The organism is Paenibacillus sp. GM2FR, from assembly GCF_002803325.1.
Classification (GTDB): domain Bacteria; phylum Bacillota; class Bacilli; order Paenibacillales; family Paenibacillaceae; genus Paenibacillus_AQ; species Paenibacillus_AQ lautus.
In genome coordinates this window covers 186,419-208,371 of record NZ_MKZM01000010.1, presented here as the reverse complement: position 1 = coordinate 208,371, position 21,953 = coordinate 186,419, and the positions used below count along the sequence as shown (strand labels likewise).

Below are 21,953 nucleotides of genomic sequence, written 5' to 3'. Positions count from 1 at the left end.
TCCATTAGAATTATATGGAAAAGGTTCTCGAGGCCTTGCTATGTCACTTTATGACTAGGATCTTTTTCTCAGTTGGTAGCGGGACTTTATTACGAGCGGGATTCCCAATAACATGACCATTATTATAGGAGTTGTAGGAGGAAGGGAGTCACGGAACATGACATACCGAAAAAAAGGGTGGGAATAGATGGATTAATTTATCCTTTATTATTCTCGCCCTGCTTGCTTGCACTGAATATCTGTTTAGAAAAGAATAATTTGTACTTGTCCTTAGGTCCTATATTTTAAAACGGAGTGGTATGATTGGTAAGGCAATTCTAGCAGGCGAGATATTTGGAGAAGGATCTCATCCGTTCTCTTGATCAGGTTCATTAGATGTGTAGGCTTCATTTTACTGATTAAAGAGCTCTCCTGTGACAAAAAGGATAAAGATTGTATAAATATCAACGACTCGGCATTCATCCCGGAGCCTTCGGGGAACATCCGTAGCATATCTTCGAATAAAATGTCTGACTTAGGCTGTCTTCCCTCCTCCTTTATATATAGGGCATTTAACATGGATTTTAACGCCCTGTTGCATAATAATAAACTGACGTAAAGCAGATTTCTATCCAAGAAATGCATGGATAATTTCATGTATTCTTGTGAGCAGTTGGCATGAAGAACAATCATATCCTGGTAAAAGCGGCCTGCTTCTTTCTTATGTTGGGGGGATGAGAGATGTGTATTTAGATTGGCATTACTGGTTACCATTGATTTCATATTCCCTTCACTCCCATTTACGAAGAATATAATCTAGTAATCCAAATCACCGTTTCCATTATCTGTATTATATCACTCTGATTGTTTTGTAGGCAATAGCCTACAGAAATTCCCTTATAGAACCGCATAAGATTAGTTTAACTATCAAATAAGGGGTTATCGAACGTGGCTAATAGTGAGAAATCCATAGAATTGCTTGCCTTCGGCAGAGCTCTACGAAACCTTCGGAAAGAGAAGAAACTTACCCAAGACGAGCTAAGTCTCTATTCCCGTGTAGACCGGTCCTATATCAGTGAGCTGGAGAACGGCGAAAAAGCGCCCTCTCTGCTAACGATTACCGCATTAGCAAGGGCGCTTCATGTTAAGCCTTCGGTTCTAATTGAGGATTATGAGAGGGAGATGAAACTAGATACCTAGGAGGGACTCCCTCGGACTTTTTCAACTAAAGATTAGGGAAGTATTTCCTGAATCTCCTTCATCAGATATGTATAAGACATCGTTCTTGGATAGTAAGCGTTAGGGTGATGATAACGAATAAAGACCGTTTGGATATCGGCCCACATGATGTACTCCAGGCCGCCGGGAGTCTGCTTAAGCTCAAATATATGGGGACCCGATCTTTTCAATAGCTCATGGACACCTTGGAATATAACATCGCCACAGCATAGAACCAGGTCGGGATTGACGACCCTGATTTGTTGAAGAAGAAGCTCGCCAGTCTCCTGTATATGGCGCTCGACATCTGTATGATTGGCCTTGGCGCCACCTGCAATCTTCTTTACATTTGCAAAATAGACTTTCCTGAGGAACTCGTCCGCTTCTTCCTTGACTTCTAGATAACGCTGCTCAACTTCGCTATATTCTGGGAATCCATTCAGGATTCCATACGTCCAACGAAGGAGTACTGGCCAGGTGCTGCTTTCTTTTAGATACCCCTTCTCTCTTACAAACTGCTGCAGGTCCCATCCGGCGTCCGAAGAATTAACCTCTTTCAGCAGTACCATCAATTTAAGCGTTGCTCCTGACCATGCTTCCTCGTCCACATACCCATCCGGAATGAAAATCCCCTCGGTGCACGCATCGTGCATTCTCCATTGCCCAAATAGTTCATCAAGTTGGTTGTTTATGTTCATCGTTTTAGAACTTCCTTTGATAAATATTTAATCTATTACTCCTCATCTAACTGAAAATGCTTTGTCAGACGCTCGATCGTGAATTGGTTTCTCAATTTACATGCGGAATTTTGGTTCGCGAACATCCCTTTTTCCCAGATAGCTTCATGCTTCGGAAGCGTCTCAATCCAATCCACGCGCACCACATACTCGCAGAGATCAGGATCATCGACATCCTTATCCATGCTGACCTGTAAGTCGGCCTCGAGCAGTGGTTTATTCTCCCCTTCGACCAACACTTGAAAATTCTTAATAGGCACCACTTCATCGGTAACAATACCTACACCGACATACCCTACCTTAGGAATACACGCAAAGATCCGGGCACCAGGCTTAAGGAGATTCAGTGTATTGCTGTACCACCTTCCTTGCCCAGCTGAAATGAAGCAGTATCGTCTGCAGTCCTCCCAGTTTCGATGAATTCCGTCTCCCAACGAAACGTAATAGTCTTTTCCGTTCCAAGGAGCCTTTCCTGTCTTTTTGGACGTCACGCTGGAAACTTTCGCTTCTACTTGGTTGGGATCAATGAGCCAGTTCCTAGCTAAATACTCGTTATCTCCATCTTTGAAATAATGGAAGAAGAGAGCATTCACAGGTACACCGAAGGTCGTCAAATAATTAATAATGCGTTCAGTGGACGGATCCAGTTCAGCTGATACGATAATTAATTCGTGCAGCTCATTTAAGGCATCAGGAAAATCAGTCTTGAAATGATCTACAAACTCTTGCTCCAGCTGCTTTCCTGGATTTTTATCACTATAAATACGAATGATATCCGTGTAATCTAGCTGTTGGACCCAGGAGGCATAATCCAGCGTTTGCGCAACAACTTCACGAGGCGTCTTGTTACGCTTAAGCTCAATCACAACCAAATTACCTTCGGCATTCATCGCTAAGATGTCAATGAATTTTCCGAATGCCGTACTGATCTGCCTGCCGATAAGCATCAAGGAAGGGTCAATAATGCTAATATCATCGGCAATGACATCCTCGAGCTTACGCTCGGTTTCTATACTTGAAAAATGGATCTTCTCCACCTTTTCATTGATTTTCCACACTCCTAGTTCGATGGGCATATGAGCTGGCTCCTTTTCCAATCAGTATTAAATGATTACATCACTTAGGAACGTTGGCGATAAAAGATTAATAAAATACTTTCCAAATATTATCGATCAAATATAATAGATAATATTGCCAATCCCTATTGGATAATAATACCTACATGTTATCAGAAAGGACAAAATCAAGAAATGAAAAAACTAGCAATACTAATCGCATTTATTTTTATCCTTACAGTGACATCTGCCTGTGGAAAAACAAGTGACCAATTAAATACTTCCCAAGCATTACAGAGCAACGAGGAAAAGCATCAGGAACAAAAGAACAAGGGGGACGATAGCTTAAACATTCCACCTGACAACGAGGAAACTACAACTACTTCCCACATTAGTCAGCAAGAAGATACACCGAATAATGTTGAGACACAGCCAGATCATGTAGTCCTAGATATTCCGACGTCCGACTCTTTAATTCGTTCTCCTGAAGGAAAGAATTTATCTCAAGTTGAGTGGAAGCCTGGTGCGCCCGATGTGACTTTGCCTATAAGATTTGGTACAACGGAGGCTGAATTAGTTCTAGGACTAGATCACCCTAACGGGACTAAGGCTGTGATGATCTTCCCTTCTACTTCCGTGGGTTGGCAACTTGACCTGTATAGTATGGATACGGAAGTATTCGACGAATACGGGGAATTACTGGAGGGTTATAAAATACAAGCCGCTCTCCATGATTTTGATCAAGATGGCATTAGCGAATTAATCGTCACAGCTGGCAACTCAATAATTGACTTAAGCATTTGGGTATATTCCTTTACGACCGTTGGGGACTTGCAGAAAATCAATCCAATCAAGCAGGAATTATCAATTACTGGTCAATCGTACATAGTGCTTGATGGTGATGAAATCATTGCCCCTTATGGATCTCAAGGATTATTCGATTATTATAAATATGTGGATAAAGTGTTTATGCAACCCGTTTACTAGTTCATTGTCTACTTTTATGTTTAACCTCCTACAAAAAATTGCCGCTCTCCACTTCCATTAGTGGTACAGCGGCAATTTTTTTATTGACTATTTTTTCGCCTTCCCAGCACTCCCTGCCCTCTCTACATGTTCAGCCCGAACCTTGGGATCAGTGATATTGGCTTCGTTCAGAGATTGATAGATCTTCAGAATATCCGAATCCGTCAGAACGGGATCCGTCTTCTCGGCTTGAATTCGGTTCATTTTACGCTGAATATATTCGGATAGCTCAACGTCATACACGATCAGCTCATCCGACTGGATTTTTCTCAATTCAGGGTCCACGCTAAATCGGCAACGCATCGTGAATGAAACGAGAGATATATACCGGATCTTTTGGTAGTCGGGGAGTAAGCTTTTAATTGCTTGAATATGACCGTAATTCTGCATAAACGGGTTGTACATTTTAAACCGGTTGCTCACTGTCCAAGACTTATTGTCCCTGGTCCCCTTAATTTCTCCGTTGTAATTCTTCGTCTCAATGACAAACAATCCATGCGGAGTGATCACTGCGTGGTCGATCTGCGAATACCCGGTACGAGACTTCGGATTTGCCACCATTAAATCACTTACGTATTTACACCCTTTAGGAAGCTGATCTAGCTGAATGTTAATCTTATGCTCTCCCAGCTCTCCGACTCGGGTCGGCTGAACTTTAGGCTTAGGTTTGCTGCTAGATGTTTTGGTTTTAATAGGTTGGGTAGGCTTCTTATCTGAAGTATCTGATTTGAATATCGACATTAATTTTTTTAGCATGAGAGGGCTCCGTTCTATAGGTTTATATTATTCAGCCGGTCCGTTTCTTCTTTCTCCAGGCATTCAACTTGTTCTCGAGAGCGATCCCGTTTATTAATTGAATGTTTAATCGTTCAGCGTCTCTTCTGGCGTCCTTGGTAAAATTACTTGTCGTTACGATCCAAGCATCATAACAACCATGAACTTGCTTTCCCGCTTTCAATCGAAGCACAATATCATTTCCGACATTTTGCTTCCAGCGTTTACACTGCACGGCAATCTTATATCCTTCTTTTCCTCGAAGAATTAAATCCATTTCACTATCCACCCGAACCACCAACTCGTTCAACCACATATCCTTGGTCTTTGTAATACATCTCCATAGTCTTTCAAATCCGTTCCAAATAGATTATGAAAATCCGCTGTAATAAAAAGAGTATTCGTCAATCCCCTTGAATTCTCAGCAGCATTTTGCTGTGTGTTGAACTTCGAAATGTCCCCGTATTTCCTCTGGGCTCAAATGTTACTAACATTTTCCTTTACGTATTGTATCATTAAGAATTGCACCTGAGAGGATTATGGAGCATCTCATTTAGAAAATATGGACCGGTACTCTCCTGAGCTACACGTTGCAATTCTTTTTCGAGATAAGTAAGCTAGTACATCGTCCACTCTCCTTAACAACCTCTGAAGATGAGCGGTTTGGATTTGTTGAAGGAAGGCAGTATCTTTGTAACTTGCTAGAATATGAATTGAATGAATAAACATCACAGTATCCAAATGAGGGCCTGACTCCCTATTAAAGCGATTTTTAATCATAAGTAAATATAATATATAATACATAATCGACCAGGAGGTGGGCGGCTCTCCCCCCCCCCGTCCTCTCACACCACCGAACATGCGTAGCCGCGCACGGCAGTTCCAAAAGATTAACAATGCTCACGGAAACGAGAAAGAAAACTATTCAGCCCTCCCTTCGCTCTCAATAGGAAGTCGGAAGGGCGTTGTTAGTGTCGCGGGGCATTTCCCAAGCACCTCGATGGGGATTTCTTATCCTAAAAGCTGACCGTTCCGGTACTCCCATATCTCTCAGTTTACGCAAGCGCGTAAGTACTCCCGCACCATGGCCTCTGCTGACTCCTGTGGGTTCAGCGGAACCTCTTGGTTACAGTTACTTCGGATTTATTTCCTCACATAGGCCACCCAGATAAGAACGTCATCTTTCCGCCCGCGACCGATGGAGTTTACAGTGATAGCCCTTGGCGGCTTGGGATTTCGTTGTGTAGAGGCAACTCATCCGACTATCTTTTCCTCTAATCCAGTTAGTGTACCTAGGCCCGTGCGTTTGCCTTCGGCTTCCTTCAGACTCCATCTCACGTGGACACCCTTGCCCTCGGCTAACGATAGGCGCTCGCCAGTCCTCGTTCGGACTTTCACCCTAGAGATGACGCCCATGCTGGGCGTACACAAAAAAGGTTCCAGCCAAAGAGAGCTGAACCCTTGCTTTTATTGATGCCGAAGATGGGCTCGAACCGGTACGGTAGTCACCTACCGCAGGTTTTTAAGCCCTGAAGTAATCTCCTTACCCCTTTTCTACACCATGGAAAGCTCGAACACAAATACATTAACCACGCGGGTAAAGGCGTTTTTTATGTTCCATACTCTCTGCGCTCAGAAATTTGTATATGCAGCGATGTTAGCAAAAATGGTAGCAGAAGGATTTGTGGAGGATCCTTACGCATCTGCTCATATTTAGTCCAATCACTTTAAATTTTGGAAATTTGTCCATTCTGAGTAAGCTTAGGACGAATCCTATAGGTGTTTGCAGGCTTCTATACAGAAAAAAATAGAGGGAGATGTTAAGCAAGACAAGGGTTTTGGATAACTTTCTATTCGGAAATCAAGCATTAGCAATAGACAAGATTTCAACCAAATTATTGACGATTTCAAGAAAACTAAGCTGGAATATCCATATTGTTATGAACTACTACCGCAGCTAATTCCGGACCATTGCTTGTTTGCCAATAGTGAAGATGATATTCATAATCTATATCTCGCCTCCATGCTTTATCCTTCTCCCTAGTAACTTGAGGACTATTCCCACTCTCATCTTTCCTTAAGGCATGGGTATTTGTCAGATTTTGATTTAATATAGTATCTGCACAAGATCTTAGTAAAGTCTTAATCTTAGATTCTTCATGATAGAATCCAAGTTCTCTACAAGTATCTAAAAAATGATGACCAAATCTCCAATTTGGAATTTCTGAGATATCCAAATTTGAAGATATAAGCCTTTGTTTAATAAAAAGATTCATTAATTCATAATACTCCGTTATTGTTGTTGCATTTTCCCAACTTTTAACGACGTTGATATTAGTTATTAACTCAGATAAATGGGTGTAAGAATAAACTGTATCATCTATTTTAATAGGGTATTCAAGATCAAATGATTCATCATTTGTAAATTCACATTCATGAATTTCCCCTTGAACCATAATTTCCTTTATAGAATCTCTAGTAACAAAATAACTTTGTTTCCCTTTATTTAAAGTAATATTCATCAGAGACAATACAATCACTATTTTTTTATATTCCTCAGAGTACATTGGGGGACGTCTTTCCAAGTGATCATTAGGAAAAATAGCGACATTATCTACTAAGATATCAACTAAGTTAAATGTTTCATCGAATGAAGGTTGTTGTAAAAAGCCCTCAATAACTCCTATAATATCTCTTGGCTGATAGAAAGTACTCAGTCCCGTTTTTAATAATGCATTTTTTAAACTGTCCCAATAAGGATAGTTATTATGGTCCATAAGTATATCACTTGTTTGTTTGCTAATTACTACATTGGATAATGGAACATCTTTCAACTGTCTCCAAAGTAAAATATTATCGAGATAGTTTTCAAACTCGTTTATACTAATTTTTTCGTAATCAGATGGATACGCTAATGTATATGGATCAATAAAAATACAGTTCATATCTACCGTTGCTCCTTCTTTCTTTTAGCAATTGCAGCTTTTAAAATAGCAGCTGAATTTTCTTCATTCTCATCAAAAAATCCCTTTGGCCAATCTTCAATAACACCAAATTTATTGATTCTTATTGGTTTGTAATTAGAGCCGCCTAGCTCTTTTTCAACAAAATATAATATAATAGAATCCGAGAAATTCGGCTCATCTGAGACAACAGTACGATATCTCAACCTGTTAATTAGATACTCACTGTGAGTTTCCACTATACATTGTTTTTCCAAGTATGACATTGAGACATAGAAATCAGCTAGACGTGTTTGTACTCTTGGATGAAGATGTAACTCAGGCTGTTCAAATATTAAAGTTGAATTTTTATTAGCTAATAAAGATAAAACTAATATTGGGAGCACTTGACTGACTCCAACACCAACATGGGTCAAATCGTGCCACTTATCTTCTGAACTAACACCTACTTTAAGCTCATGTCCTAGCTTTCCTCTATCATGTGTCTCAACTTTATTTACTACTCCCATATATTGCAGCCATTCAAGAACAGCATCGATCAAATAATCATTTTTTATTGTTTTTTTATTTAACTCTATGTCTTCTGGTGAAATATAGTTAACTTTAGTTTGCTTATGTATCTCTAATACTGCTGCAGTATATTCTCCTTTAAACCCAACATCATCTGAATCAGTTGAACCAGCATGAGGATATATCGCTTTTGGTTCATCTCTTAAAGGACCTAAATATTTAACATTATTATTAAAATACTTAGTGATTAATTCTAAAGAATAACTAGTTAATTCGGCGAGATCAGAATTAATCAAAGCATATTCTGTACTAGCACTAAACGCTATAGAGTCTTTTAGTTCTGCATGTAATCCAAGGACAGAATTACTATATTTCCTCTGATCATCAACCAATAAAGTTTCATAACATCTTTTCAATTTATCGAATGAAAAAGCAGATTCTGCAAATTTATTGAAAGCTTTTTTATGAGTATTAGCTCGTTTTTCTGCATAGTTACTAATGTTTTTACAAAAAACTTCACTTAAACATTGGATAATTATATTATGGAATTCTTTAGTTACATATCTATCAAATCTATCGAAATCATTTATTCTATAGTAAAAACTGCTATCAGGTTGAGTGCAAATATTTAACAAGTTAATTATTTCATCCTCAATTATGTTATAAACAAGCGTTATCTTGTTCGGCAAGAAATGTTCTAACGTAGCTCCTACTGCTTTCCCGTTTACAGGTTGGTTTCTTTTAATTCTTCTACTATGGTTTACAGTACTAACTTCATATTTTAGGGTCTCTTCAAAAGTATCGAGATATTCATTTGATAAATTATATGAACTTAGAGCATCAGAATTACTTCTACTTTCTATAGATATCTCTTCATACTGATTACCTGCTGCTTTAGTCTTTATATCACATTGTTTTAGCAATGGATATAAGTTGGTTGTTTCATTATTACCATCATATGTAAATTCATAGTTAAAGTTAATAAAGATATCTTTAAGTAATCTCCTTGGACGACCTGCCCAAAGAACTCTGCGAGAAGACTTGTCGGTTGGATCATCAAAGTGAAGCTCAAATCCAATAGAGATATCTTTAGATTTAGCTGATACTATATCTTCAAATGACCCTAACCTTACTATGTGACCGTTCAAAATAATTGGTCTTTCTTTAATAGGATTTTGTAAGGTCTGAGCAGTTAATAACATACTTTGAATAATAGTGCTCTTGCCAGAGTTGTTGGCTCCAGTAAAAACTGTTAGTGGAGCTAACTCTAAGGTGGTTTTTTCACAAACGGACTTAAATTGTTTAAGAGTCCAACTTTTTAACATGAAATACTCCCTTCACTAAACCATTTTAATATATCATTCTAATTATTACCTATCATTGAGTAATTCTATAACCAATCCTCTGGAATTAAAGCTTCATTTTCCCCTCTCCATCTTTCCACTACATAAATGTCTTGTTCTGTGCCGCTCCAAGTAATTTCATCAGCATGTTCTATAATAATCAATTGAACGGAGTGTTTTGTAAGGCCTAAGCAGGTTGAAAGGGCAGTAAAGATTTTTTGTACACGTACTATATCTTCTTGTCTAAATGCAGGAGGGGAAGCACTTTGTTGTCCTTCCACAGCTTGATCTTCTGATCTACTCTGTACAATTTTCTCGGGAAAATATACTTGACTGGGCTGGTCAATGATAAGGAATTGAGGCACAGGATTCCACTTCAAATCAATAAAAAACTCATGTAAGGCGAGTAGAGTGGCTACATGATACCCCATCCAGTTAGCACCACTACCAATTTCCCAGAGATAATCTTCTCTTTGCCCAGATTTTTTTTTCAAGGTTAAATTAGTTATATCAAGTTCAATTGGCTGATCTGCATCTTCAACACCTAAAAAGTCCGCATACCTATTTATTTTTTCTGAGATTGTATTTAAAGCTAATTTAAGTTTTGCCTCTATACTCTTAGGATCTATTTTTCGCCTTAAAATAAAAATTTGTTCTTCGAGTGCTTTTACTTCGGATTCTAAGTCATTATTTTCATGTGTTAATTTATAATCAGATAATGATTTTTCTAGACGTCCTATAAATCGAAAAATCTCTTGTTCAGTTTGCCTGGATCTTCTTACTTCCTCTGATTCTATTTCTAATTCAGTTCTTTGTTTTCTAACGTAGTTCAGTGAACTTTCTAATTCTTTTAGTCGAATTCTTAGTTTTACAATTTCCCTATCTAACATAGCGGAGGATTTTTCAATATTATTTGATGTTGAACTGATTTTAGATTGATAATTGTAAAGCCGATGCATTTCATCATGTGCTTTACTGTTTTCAGAACCGCAAAATGGACATATTGTTTTAGGCTCTAGTAACTGAACTAACCAATTTGACGGTTGTAACCTTTCTTTTTGCGCATCAAGAGATTCCTGATAGAGCTTTTCCGATTCAAAAAGTCTTGTCATTTTATACAATCTCTGTCTCAGAGAGCCGATTTCATGAGAAAGATTAAGTTCTTCTTTAAATAAATTGCTTAGCTCTGTTACAGCAGCTTGTGTATCTATATCCTTAAATGTTAACGTCTGTGATTGAATTCTTTTTGGTATCTCTGATAATTGAGTAATATACACTTGCGTAGACCAGCCTAATTCCGAACTAGAGGGATTTAAGAGTAGTCCGTATTCTTTTGCTTGCGCGTAATAACTTTTCACATTATAGAACCAATGTGAAGTTATCTTTTTTAGTTCAGTAAGCTCGTTCTGCTTCTGTTTATGCTCCTTTTCCAACTCTTTCAGTTGTTGTCTTAGATATAATATTTCTTTATCAATTGCGCCAAGGACAAGTGGGAATATATTTTTCAATCTCTCTCTGTTTTGATATGTATCAGCTTTATAAAAAAGAGTATATGGGTTTGCTACTATATGTTGAGGTTGGAACTGAAAAGCTGAAAAGTCTCTGAAACTAGCTCTTTTGTTTGAAGATTCAATATCATTCTCATCGGATAGTGTCAGGAAAGGAAGGGTAGCAATTTCATTAAGTTTATTTTTCAAAAATTCAACATTGCGTTCTGCTTCAGGCCTAGGCATTTTTTCCAGGTCTACATTTTCAAAAATGAATACGTCACCACTTTGGCTATGTATTCCTGGCTCTTTACGAGCCAGTAATAGCAGCTCTTCTTTGATTGACACAACAATACCAAACCACTCAGTTTTTTCTCTTATGATACCTACAGGAATTGTACATTTAGAACTCCCTAAACAATAATCAATTATGGGAATTATTGATGATTTTCCTTTTTGACTATCACCAGTAATAACATTAATTTTTATCAGATCGAAACTTAAGATCCTTTCTTTTTTACTTTTGTCCTTTGGCCACAATATGATATGTTTTATCTTAAAATCCATAATTAAAACCTCACTTTTAACAGATGACATAGTTCAGAAAAGTCAATTGTTGCAAACCAGTAACCAAGTCGATCAGATGCTGCAATCATTCGCTTAATACTTTCGGTTTCACTGTATTTCGGAACAGAAGTCCGAACTGGTATAAAATTGCAAGTTTCCTGTTCATACATTAGTAGTTTGCTTGAGATGCACATATTGATAGCACTAAAAGTCATTTTTGACATATTTTGAACTCTCTCTTGCAGCCCTACAAAAAAACTCCTATTGTCATTTAGAGCTACAAAGAATCCTTTCTTAAAATTTCTCCTGTGAATAGAATTAACAACACTCTCATTAAAAACTAGAGGCAGAACCATCATAAGAGCTTGTAAATCCACACCTTTATTTTCCTCAGTCGTGGAGTAATACTTTACAGAAAACGACCAAAGAACTAAAGAAGCGAGGGCTACATTTTGAACGATTTCATACTCATCTAAATGCTCCAATAGTTACTCTCCTTATTTCAGCAATAATTTAAATTCAGGGTGCCATCCCAAAGTTAATTGCTTATTATTGGCAAGCCTATGATAGCTGCCTCGTGTCAAGTAATATTGCTCTGTAGGTTGATTTACTAAAGGTTCTCTATGATCCAATGTCTTCGCAAGAATTTCCATTCCCATATCTTCGCCTAAGATGCTGGCATCTGTACAGGTTTTTAGTGATCTTTTATATTTTCGATCAAACTGAGCAAAGATAATCTCCCACCTATCCAATAGATTTTGGTCAAATCTATCCATTTCTTCTTTTGTAATCTCTCCTTCAATACTAAAACGGGTTCTCTCATGATTGCATCGTAAATAATCCTCAATAGAGCTGATAAGAAGATTATCATCTTTTTCTAAGGCCAGTAAGTAAAGCTGTCTTACGAATAACTCATTATATTGAGTTTCTTTATCCACTAGTGAAAGAGAGATTAGGGATTTATCGGTCTCAACAAAGCGCTTAAGATTATATCTGGTCAATATTTTTTGGTAGTATTCTGTAAAACTGTCTCTGGATAACCAAGCTGGTCTATTATTACGCCAACAGTGCATAGCAGTACTGTGAACCCATCCCAACAAAGAATTATAAATTTCTTCAAAAGGTAGACTTTCTGATACATGTAATAGTGATTTTATTTCTTCCTTTAATTCTTCTCCATGACTACTATTATTGCCATCACATAAAATAATTCTGCTTACTAATTTCTGTAGGAGACTGATATCATATTCGCAAACTTTATCAGCATACTTCTTAATACCGTCAGGAACATTAGCAGCAAGCGTTCTTATTGTCTCTGAACACACAACGCAATCTTGATCTGATTTTGCTTGTGCAATCAATATTACTAAGCCATCTTTAACTATTTTGTTAGTAACCAAATGAAATTCGGTATTGTCTAAATCAAATTCAGGCTCCGCAGCGGCTTTAAGCCATATGCATAAAGTATTCCATAAATCTTTACTATGATCACCGAAGGGAACATTATTTGAAATCGAATGTTTGTCCTGTTCGTAAACATTGTTTTCTCTGTCCTTAGCAATTCTTACTACATCATCTTCCGTTTCAATCCCAACCAATGCCCCAATCCTGCTTTTTGCCAGCCAAAATACAGCTCTTTCGGGTTGGAACAGATAGCCAGATATACTTCCAGGAACAACGTGTTTATTCACATAGCTAGAAATGGCTAATCTCCTCCTATTCATATTTAATGCTTCTCCATTGAGACATTCTATACTTAAATCCTTAATTATCTGAAGTGGTGAGAAATCTTGACCATAGACTTTAGAACTATATCGAGATACATAATTCGCCAAAAAGTTACCATGACCTTCCAAACAAGCGTTCTATTTAAGGGAATTGTGTAAACATGTCGCAAATTTTAAATTCTGAAATCTATAATATGTATACGATAGTCAGAATTTGTTAGGGAGGTTAGAAACTATAGGACAGGTCACGGAGAATGTTTTAAGAGAATTAGTTCCCGAATCATTACGGGAAATCAGCGACAGCTATACAATTCAGGAGCTTTTCGAGCAATTTCCTACAGCTACAAAAATAAACAAGGGTTTCAGCCCAATTTAGCTGAAACCCTTGTTTTCATTGATGCCGAGGACGGGGGTCGAACCCGCACAGTAGTCACCTACCGCAGGATTTTAATTCCTGTGCATCTGCCAATTCCTCAAAACCAGCGTAGATACTAGATTCTACGCTATCTATAACCCGTTAACTCAATAGGATTGATAACTTGATTGAGTTCATAAATCCTGTAAGGATATTTAATTTTATCAACACAAAACCAGTAATGCACAACCATTAAGATCATTATGAATACTTTAATCTTTCAAACATTTGATTAAGCTCTGCTTTATTTTCGAGATCGTATTTCGCATTTGTTAAGAATATAACAATTAATTCAGATACGACTTCTTCAAGCACCCCCAAATCCTCTAATCCTGCCTCTGTGGAACCATGGTGTGTAATTTTAGATCTTATTTTATATAATCTCTTCATCTCTTTAACTAAATTCAATCTTTCATCAATTTTCTCACCTTGTACGAATGCTACTCTCTCACTTAATGTTGCAGTTATAGGTGCATCATCGTTTGTATTTAACAAGCATTCGATTGCAAGCATTAACTTTAAAAATCTAGATGCTATGTCATGGTCAATCCTCGATTCACCAAACCACACTAAGGAGCGCATAACTGATTTTCCAATTTCCGTTTGTGAATTATTAAAAAATGCATCTAGGAACATACTGAATTTTTGGACCCCGTATTTTTTGGCATCTTCCCTAAAGGCTGGGTCAATATCAAATTCTTCCTCTGCAGCTTCCTTTAACCTCCAATCAAATTCCATTTCACCTTCTAACGCTGTTACACGTAACTCATCTGTAGATGTTCCAAAGCCAGGTAACCCTAACCCTAATGACTCTTCATCCCAAGTTAAGTAATCAATCAATCGAAGAAAATGTAGAATATATTTACTGCCTTCAACAGCCAATTCCATAGCTTTTAGGTTGTCTGCACTTTTGATTCTAAACTCCAGAGCCGTGGGCTTGAGGTAATCTAGTGATTCATATCTTCCATTCCTTAATAATTCATGTGGTCTTTCTTCTGAGATTGAAACAATTTTGGTATATATGCCAAAATCATAAGACTCAATGTACATTCTAACTCCCTTTATGGGAACATATACTATATATTCTCTAGCATTTTCAAGTTTCTTTTTTAGCTCTTCAAGATGTAGCGCAGCATCTTGGCTTACTTTCTCAGATTCAAGTAACGCCTTAATCATAGAATTAAGTGTAATTATTATTTGAGTGGTGGATAAGTTATTTGCTATCTCAACATCTTTAAGAAACTTATTTAATGTATCTTTAAAAGATTTCGCCCTCCAGTATTCCATAGGTATGTATACATTCAGGTATTTAATTGAAGACGCTGCTGTTACCAGTGGAACACCCTTATTCTCGTTAATTTCCCCAACGGTTCTGATCAATGCCTGCTTTAGATTATTAGTATTCATTGGCCCTCCTTTTTATTGACTACGTCGGATCATTAAACTACAGTGTAGTTACTACACACTAAGGAGCTTATCAATGCCTGAGTTTAGATATGGTAACACATTGATCGAATATACCCTAGAATTTAAACATGACGCTAAAGATATCATTATCTCTGTTGACTGGATGGATGGCGTCAGAGTCATAGCCCCTCCTTCAGTGGACGATATAAAGCTTCAGGAAGTGTTGCAGAAAAAGTCGCCATGGCTCATGAGTAAGTGGTTTGATTTCGATGAGATCGATTTACCACCTAGTCCCAAGGAATATGTAAGCGGTGAGAAGTTTCTTTATCTCGGCAGAGCGTATCGCTTAAAGGTTCAGAAGGAAGCCAAAGAATCCAGGACTTCATTACTATTTCAAAAGGGCCGTTTTATAGCTACAGTTCCAACGAACACCGCACAGGGAGAGGTTTCTGAACAACTTCGTTCACTGTTCATCAATTGGTACGTGCTACATGGGCAAGCTAAACTTCATGAGCGACTGAAAATATACGTCCCCAAGATGGGAGTATCCCCATCCAAATTACTGTTGAAAGATCAGAATATGCGCTGGGGATCCTGCACGTCAGATCAGTCCATTTATATCAATTGGCGAATCATGATGGCTCCCATGAAGGTTATAGACTATGTACTAGTGCATGAAATGGGCCATTTAAGGTACCCGAACCATTCATCAGACTTCTGGCAATTCGTACGCTCTATATTGCCTGATTACGATGAGCGGAAGGAATGGCTGCGGATCCATGGCCCATTATTGACTCTTTAACCAAAAAGCTACTATTTTTTATAATGCACCTCAGCCAGCGCCATCAACTTCTGGGTTAACTCTTCAATTTGGTCTTTAGGACATTTCGTTACGCGAAGCTGCCGTTTAACTTTTTGGCGCATTTCTCTTTTCACGTCTTCTTTGCTGGTCCACTCAACAACGGATTGTTCAACGATGATCTCCGTAATGATATGTGTCAATTCTTTTAAGGCTTCCTTGTCATCTTCGACTGGAAGCTGTTTTTCTAACATTTGATAAAACGGATATTGTTCCCTTGTCAGACCGTGAATCTGGCTCTTTGCTGCGTTGTCTCTCATGTCGTTGATCATTCCACGAAGCTGCTCTACCAACTCAACAATGTCCATCTGATGTTGTTTCCGAGCCTCGATCAGTTTCTCTAGCTTCTCTTTTAATGAAGTGTAGTAAACAGGGTTTTCTTGAATCTTGACCCTGATCTCATGACGAATTGCATGCTCCATCTCGGAAGCTTTTGCTTCACCGCCATTGAGCTCATCGACTTTCTTCTCAAACTTGCTGGACAGAATATCAATCGGATCGTGTAAAATTTCAACAGCAGAGGCTCGCATGTGCTCGGCAATAAGCTGTTTTACTTTTTCTCCACAATCCGAAATATCCATTGCTTCGTCGCGATAACGGGATTTCGCAAGCTGCCGAACCTTTCCCAGGAACTGTAGATCAGCAACATAAGGCTGAGCTTTGGGATTAGGCATAATCATGTCCATACTTGATGCAAAGCGCTTGAATGCCAGATCAAACTGCTGACGCACATCTTCAGGCTCTAGAAGCTGAATACATGACTCCACATCCTGACGAATATAGTCAAAAAACTTCATAGCTGCTCTATGCCTTGTTTGAAGACGTGGAAGTTCACTTTCTACTGGCATTAGAGCACCTTGTATGTCTTGCTTAGAGAAAATAGCCAGCGCCTTCTCCAAGAAACGCGATACACCAAAATAGTCGACAATTAAACCATAATCCTTCTTCTCGTAAGTACGATTTGTTCTTGCAATTGCTTGAAGCAGATTATGTTCTTTAAGCGGCTTATCTAAGTACATAACCTGTTCAATCGGTGCGTCAAATCCTGTAAGCAGTTTATCGCAAACGATGATGAAAGCAAGTTTGTCCTCGGACAATGGCTTCTTAAAGCGGGCTATAATGGACTTCTCCTCATCTTTGCTAATGTGGTGTTTTTTTAAGTTTTCCTTATCGTCGTTCCCACCAGAAAACACGATAGTAGATTCAAGATCGCTGAGCTCGTCTAATTTTTCTTTGTACATAACTGCCGCTTCACGTGATACAGCGACAATTTGTGCCTTAAATCCGTTTGGCATGATATGGGTTTCATAATGCTTGATAATGTCCAGTACAATCTGTTGAATTCGCTTTGGTGAGGCGACAATGGCCTCTTCCGTAGCGTATTTCTTCATGATTCGCTCTCGCGTTTTTTCGTCATACTCACGAAATTTGCGATCGAACAGCTGATCCAATGTTTCACCCTCTACATGAAGCTGCGTTAATCTGGCTTCATAGAAAATGGGGACTGTCGCACCGTCATCTACTGCTTGTTCAATTGTATACTTGTCAATGTATGGTCCAAATGTACGAGTTGTACTCTTGTCTTCCTTATCAATCGGTGTCCCTGTAAAGCCCAGATAACAGGCATTTGGCAGCGCCGTACGCATATTCATAGCTAAACCTTTATATTGTGATCGGTGGCTCTCATCAACCATGACGATTATGTTTTCTGCGTCCGAAAGCTCAGGGAATTGGGCTTCTTCATTACTCGTTTGGAACTTCTGGACAAGGGTCATGACAGTGGAGCCTGGGCCTTGCTTTAATAGTTCTTTAAGCTGAGCCACACTTGAAGCTTGCTGTGGATTAGCAAAACCACACCGACGGAATGTATTGGTAATCTGATCATCCAGATCAGATCGATCGGTTACGATAATGATGCTTGGATTTTTCAGAGACTCAATACGGCGAAGCTTTACAGCTAAATAGAGCATGGTTAAGGATTTGCCACTGCCCTGTGTATGCCAAACGACACCACCGCGTTCACGAGGTGATTTTGCTGTCATGAGGCGATTAACAGCTTTGTTGACCGCGCGGAACTGCTGATATCTAGCCAGCTTCTTTATCATGCGTCCGTTCTCAGGTTCGAAGACTATGAAGTTTTGGATGAGATCCAGTAGATTATCTTTGGAGAGCATTCCCGCAACAAGAATATCTTGAGGCGTTGGATTATCGCCTACTTCAGGTGACGTTAATGGATATGGATCTTTCCACTCTCCAAAATGCTTAAGGTGAGCACCAATCGTACCTGCTTTGGCACGGTCATTGCTCGTTGCTATCATGAACTGGTTGTAGTGGAATAAGTGCTCACACTGATTCTGGTATCTATTTAGTTGCTTAACCGCTTTTCCGATCTGTTCATCTACGGCGACCATTGGGCTTTTGCATTCAATAACTACAAGGGGTATACCATTCACATAGACGATGAGATCGGGACGGATCGTGCCGCTGGCATCACTTATGCTGAATTGGTCAACGATGAGAAACTCATTGTTGAGCGGGTTATCGAAGTCGATGATTTTTACCGTTTGATTTTTCTTGCCTTTCCCCATGTCTTGTTGAATGGATGTATAGTTAACCAGAGTGTTATGGAATGCCTCGTTAGCTTCCATAGGGCTCTTTGCTTCAATGTGAGTAATTCTCCGTACTATCTTGTTGAGACTCAAATGGTTAATCCAAGGATTAAGGAGTTTAATAGCTTTAATAAGACGTTCCTGCAGGATAACTGTACGTGTTGACTCGCGCTCTATATCTAAAGAGGGGCCATGAATATGTTCATAGCCCATTTTTTTGAGTTGCTCAATCAGTCTGTTCTCAACAAGATGTTTCTCATTCCATTCACTTATTGAGGTCATTTGGTCACCGCCGCCTCATGGTCCTCCACCTTGACGCGAACTTTACCTGTTAAGAGGACTTGCATAAGACCTTTCTTAAGTTTATTGAGTTTATCGAGTTTTTCCATCTCCACAATGAGTTTTGCATCTATGGATTCAAATATCTTCACTATTTGCCTTTGTTCCGATACTGGCGGGCAAGGGAATAATAGGCTTTTCAATATTTTCCCGTTAATTACTCCCATTGTTCCACCTTGACTTAATGCTTCAAGTTGCTTGTAAAAATAAGGCGATGACATGTAGTAGTAGTAATACTTTACATTAGCCTTTGAACTATCGAATGTTACTTTTAGTAATCGAGGATTAATGATTCCAGGCTCAGCATTTTCAGGGACAATTGCTATTTTACCAAAAGTACCTACCAAACTAATTAACAAATCGTTAGGCCTAACTTCGAAAGATTTCAATTCCTTAAACTTTTGATCATCAATGTAATAATCACCTTTGCTAAAATCCTTGGCAATTACTTGTTCTTGCCCGTACACCCTGTATCCATGCTTAACATAAAATTCTTTCTTCAAAGATGAACCAAACGGTCCAGGCTTAATAGCATTTCTGTTTTGCTCAGCTAACTTTTCAATATAATAAACTTCCCACTTCTCAGGAACGTCACCAATCGCCGTCTGCTTGAACTTTGCATGTCCAATCCCTTTGGTAAGAAGTTCCTGCATGAGCCCCTTCTTGACTTTCTCCGTTTTTTCAATAATGACTTCTGTTTTGGAGATGGCATTATCAACGGAAGTAAGGATTTCAGCGATTTTACGTTGCTCTGCCAAAGGGGGATATGGTACTTCCATATTTTTAAACACCTGATAACTTATTTGCTTTCCGTCTCTTATTCCTACTACTGAACTATTTAACTGACTTATAAACCGTTGGGATTTAAAATATTGTTTATAAAAGCCTTCCTCCATTGGAACCTTATGCTTAATTACAGTATACGCAGGGCTGACAAGCCCCCTATATTCAGAAAATTCCAACCCGCCTTGGAAGCTACGTAGACTTATAATAAAGTCTCCTCTTTCAACAAGTTTATAGTTTTTTGTATTACCGTCTGGCATTACTACTCGTCTTTCTAGCATGCTTCTTGGTAATACACCATTATCTTGAGTAACAGAGAGTAGTTCCTCCCCCTCCTGGTTTTTAATGGAGGAGTTTTTAAATAGTTCTTCTGTTTTACGGTGCTGCCATTCACTCAACATACCCTAACTCCTTCAAGTATACGTACATGGTGGCTTCAATCTCGGTTCGTTCATGTTCCAGTTGACGCAATTCAGCCAATGACTCTTCCACATTAATTTGCTCTTCTTCATCAGTCGAATCAATATATCGGACTATATTAAGGTTAAAATCATTCTCACGGATCTCTTTGAGATCCACCACTCGACAATACTTCTCTTGATTATCCCAATTGTTATATGCCGATACAATTTTCTCAATATCTTGATCACGAAGGGTGTTCTGGTTCTTCCCCTCCTGGTAGCCATTCGAGCCATTGATAAACAGCACTTGCCCTTTCTTTTGCTCCTCCTTGCTACGATTAAAGACAATAATGCTTGCTGGAATACCCGTACCGTAAAAGAGGTTAGAAGGGAGTCCAATAATTACTTCAATAAGATCCTCTTCTAACAATCCTTTGCGGATAGCTGCTTCAGCACCCCCACGGAACAGAATACCGTGCGGCATAACAACTCCTGCTTTCCCTTCATGATTTAGAGTCGACACCATATGCTGTACAAACGCCAAGTCCCCTTTATCCTTTGGAGGTAGACCAAAACGGAAACGTCCTAGTGTATCTGCCTCTGCTTCTTCGCGTCCCCAGTTGCTTAAGCTAAACGGAGGATTTGCAATTACGCGGTCATAGAGGATAAGCTCTCCATCCTCAAGCAGCTTAGGATCACGTATTGTGTCTCCTTTAGCAATCCAATGATCGCTTAGTCCATGCAGAAGCAAGTTCATTTTGCAGATCGCCCAGGTGTTCAGATTGCGCTCTTGTCCGTGAAGGGTCAGGTTACGCGGATTGCCACCTTTTGATTTGATATAATCGACAGATTGAATAAGCATACCACCAGATCCCGCAGTTGGATCACAGATGCGCATGCCCTCTTCTGGTTTAATGAGCTTAACAATCAACTCAACAACCTTGCTTGGCGTATAAAACTCCCCGCCTTTTTTCCCTGCATCATCAGCAAACATTTTGATTAGGTATTCATAAGCACGGCCAAGCATATCTGGTTCAGATAGGTTACCATTAGAAAGTTCTATAGCCGTGAAATGTTGAATAAGACGCTGAAGTAGTTTGTCAGGCAGCTTTTCCTTGTCATTAAAGTCAATGGTAGCTAGTACCCCTTGCAGAGATGCATTTTCTTCCTCAAGCGCTTCGAATGCTTTGTTGATCGCGTCTCCGATATCTTGAGTCAGCGTCTGTATTTGCTCCCAGCGCGCACGTTCAGGAACGAAGAACTGATGCTCATCCCGATCATACCAACCGTAGTCGTCGCCTTCTTCCTTCTCTATACGCTTCGCGGTTTCGACAAATACGTCGTTCAGACGCTTCAGAAAGAGCATTCCAAAAATATAGTTCTTGTAGTCAGAGGAGTCGATACTGCCGCGCAGGATATTAGCCGATTCCCACAAATGTGATTCTAATTGTTGAAGTGTAAGTATGCTCATATTGCCTCCAGTATACAACTAAGTCATAAGTACTATTATACTTCTATACTTCGACATGTTAACACATGTCCCTTCAAAATTTATGGAAATAGAACTTAAAAACAAAAAAGCACCGGGGGTGTTTCTAAATATGAGCTTTACTCGTCATACGGATTGCCCGGATCTTTAATAAGCTGCACGACCATCCCCGGATTCAAAAAACTTGCGCCAAAATAATACGATGCCCCGGTAATTGCGATATAAATTTGTCCCATGCACGCCTACTCTCCATTTCTAACTGAAA

At 39.0% G+C, this 21,953-nt stretch carries 17 protein-coding genes; 3 read left to right on the top strand and 14 right to left on the bottom strand.

Going from position 1 to position 21,953, the window contains the following annotated elements; all coding sequences use genetic code 11:
• Positions 1–927 precede the first annotated feature (927 nt).
• Positions 928–1,179, top strand: a complete 252-nt coding sequence (locus PAEVO_RS26045) for a helix-turn-helix domain-containing protein (RefSeq protein WP_100540416.1) — start codon at positions 928–930, stop codon at positions 1,177–1,179.
• A 32-nt stretch (positions 1,180–1,211) separates the two neighbouring features.
• Here the strand turns inward: PAEVO_RS26045 and PAEVO_RS26040 are convergent, their stop codons facing one another.
• Both PAEVO_RS26040 and PAEVO_RS26035 read right to left on the bottom strand, forming a co-directional pair.
• Positions 1,212–1,895, bottom strand: coding sequence for a hypothetical protein (locus tag PAEVO_RS26040; protein ID WP_100540415.1), 684 nt, complete (start codon positions 1,893–1,895; stop codon positions 1,212–1,214).
• Between the two features lie 35 nt (positions 1,896–1,930).
• Positions 1,931–2,992, bottom strand: coding sequence for an endonuclease NucS domain-containing protein (locus PAEVO_RS26035; RefSeq protein ID WP_243390939.1), 1,062 nt, complete (start codon positions 2,990–2,992; stop codon positions 1,931–1,933).
• 192 nt (positions 2,993–3,184) lie between these two features.
• Here PAEVO_RS26035 and PAEVO_RS26030 point away from each other — a divergent pair, with 192 nt between their 5' ends.
• Positions 3,185–3,976: a hypothetical protein gene (locus tag PAEVO_RS26030; RefSeq protein WP_100540413.1), complete on the top strand. Its 792-nt coding sequence runs from the start codon at positions 3,185–3,187 to the stop codon at positions 3,974–3,976.
• An 87-nt stretch (positions 3,977–4,063) separates the two neighbouring features.
• Here PAEVO_RS26030 and PAEVO_RS26025 read toward each other — a convergent pair whose 3' ends face one another.
• The 8 genes from PAEVO_RS26025 to PAEVO_RS25990 form a co-directional block, all read right to left on the bottom strand.
• Positions 4,064–4,771 (bottom strand): nuclease-related domain-containing protein, encoded by a 708-nt coding sequence (locus tag PAEVO_RS26025; RefSeq protein ID WP_100540412.1) that lies wholly within the window; start codon positions 4,769–4,771, stop codon positions 4,064–4,066.
• A gap of 31 nt (positions 4,772–4,802) precedes the next feature.
• Complete coding sequence (locus PAEVO_RS26020) at positions 4,803–5,105, bottom strand: restriction endonuclease (RefSeq protein ID WP_243390938.1); 303 nt, start codon at positions 5,103–5,105, stop codon at positions 4,803–4,805.
• A 1,600-nt stretch (positions 5,106–6,705) separates the two neighbouring features.
• The gene (locus tag PAEVO_RS26015; RefSeq protein WP_100540411.1) at positions 6,706–7,734 is read right to left on the bottom strand and encodes a hypothetical protein; all 1,029 of its coding nucleotides are present in this window, start codon (positions 7,732–7,734) and stop codon (positions 6,706–6,708) included.
• A 2-nt stretch (positions 7,735–7,736) separates the two neighbouring features.
• Positions 7,737–9,587 (bottom strand): AAA family ATPase, encoded by a 1,851-nt coding sequence (locus tag PAEVO_RS26010; protein ID WP_100540410.1) that lies wholly within the window; start codon positions 9,585–9,587, stop codon positions 7,737–7,739.
• Positions 9,588–9,652: 65 nt separating this feature from the next.
• Positions 9,653–11,659 carry a DUF3732 domain-containing protein gene (locus PAEVO_RS26005; protein ID WP_165789761.1) on the bottom strand — a complete coding sequence of 669 codons (2,007 nt, stop codon included), beginning with the start codon at positions 11,657–11,659 and terminating at the stop codon, positions 9,653–9,655.
• Between the two features lie 2 nt (positions 11,660–11,661).
• Positions 11,662–12,144, bottom strand: coding sequence for a three component ABC system middle component (locus PAEVO_RS26000; protein ID WP_100540408.1), 483 nt, complete (start codon positions 12,142–12,144; stop codon positions 11,662–11,664).
• Positions 12,145–12,156: 12 nt separating this feature from the next.
• On the bottom strand, positions 12,157–13,350 hold the full coding sequence (locus PAEVO_RS25995) for an ABC-three component system protein (protein WP_165789760.1): 1,194 nt from the start codon (positions 13,348–13,350) through the stop codon (positions 12,157–12,159).
• A 652-nt stretch (positions 13,351–14,002) separates the two neighbouring features.
• The gene (locus tag PAEVO_RS25990) at positions 14,003–15,208 is read right to left on the bottom strand and encodes a HEPN domain-containing protein (protein WP_100540406.1); all 1,206 of its coding nucleotides are present in this window, start codon (positions 15,206–15,208) and stop codon (positions 14,003–14,005) included.
• A gap of 73 nt (positions 15,209–15,281) precedes the next feature.
• Between PAEVO_RS25990 and PAEVO_RS25985 the strand changes: the two genes are divergently transcribed.
• Positions 15,282–16,010 carry a M48 family metallopeptidase gene (locus tag PAEVO_RS25985; protein WP_100540405.1) on the top strand — a complete coding sequence of 243 codons (729 nt, stop codon included), beginning with the start codon at positions 15,282–15,284 and terminating at the stop codon, positions 16,008–16,010.
• Between the two features lie 11 nt (positions 16,011–16,021).
• On the opposite strand, the gene PAEVO_RS25980 is transcribed toward PAEVO_RS25985, so the two are convergent.
• The 4 genes from PAEVO_RS25980 to PAEVO_RS34500 form a co-directional block, all read right to left on the bottom strand.
• The gene (locus PAEVO_RS25980) at positions 16,022–18,958 is read right to left on the bottom strand and encodes a type I restriction endonuclease subunit R (RefSeq protein ID WP_100540404.1); all 2,937 of its coding nucleotides are present in this window, start codon (positions 18,956–18,958) and stop codon (positions 16,022–16,024) included.
• Positions 18,955–20,196, bottom strand: a complete 1,242-nt coding sequence (locus PAEVO_RS25975; protein ID WP_165789759.1) for a restriction endonuclease subunit S — start codon at positions 20,194–20,196, stop codon at positions 18,955–18,957. The genes PAEVO_RS25980 and PAEVO_RS25975 overlap by 4 nt, the downstream gene beginning before the upstream one ends.
• Positions 20,189–21,670, bottom strand: a complete 1,482-nt coding sequence (locus PAEVO_RS25970; protein WP_100540402.1) for a type I restriction-modification system subunit M — start codon at positions 21,668–21,670, stop codon at positions 20,189–20,191. Before PAEVO_RS25970 ends, PAEVO_RS25975 begins: the two co-directional genes overlap by 8 nt.
• A 137-nt stretch (positions 21,671–21,807) precedes the next feature.
• Positions 21,808–21,924, bottom strand: coding sequence for an HIRAN domain-containing protein (locus tag PAEVO_RS34500; protein WP_243390937.1), 117 nt, complete (start codon positions 21,922–21,924; stop codon positions 21,808–21,810).
• Between the last annotated feature and the right edge of the window lie 29 nt (positions 21,925–21,953).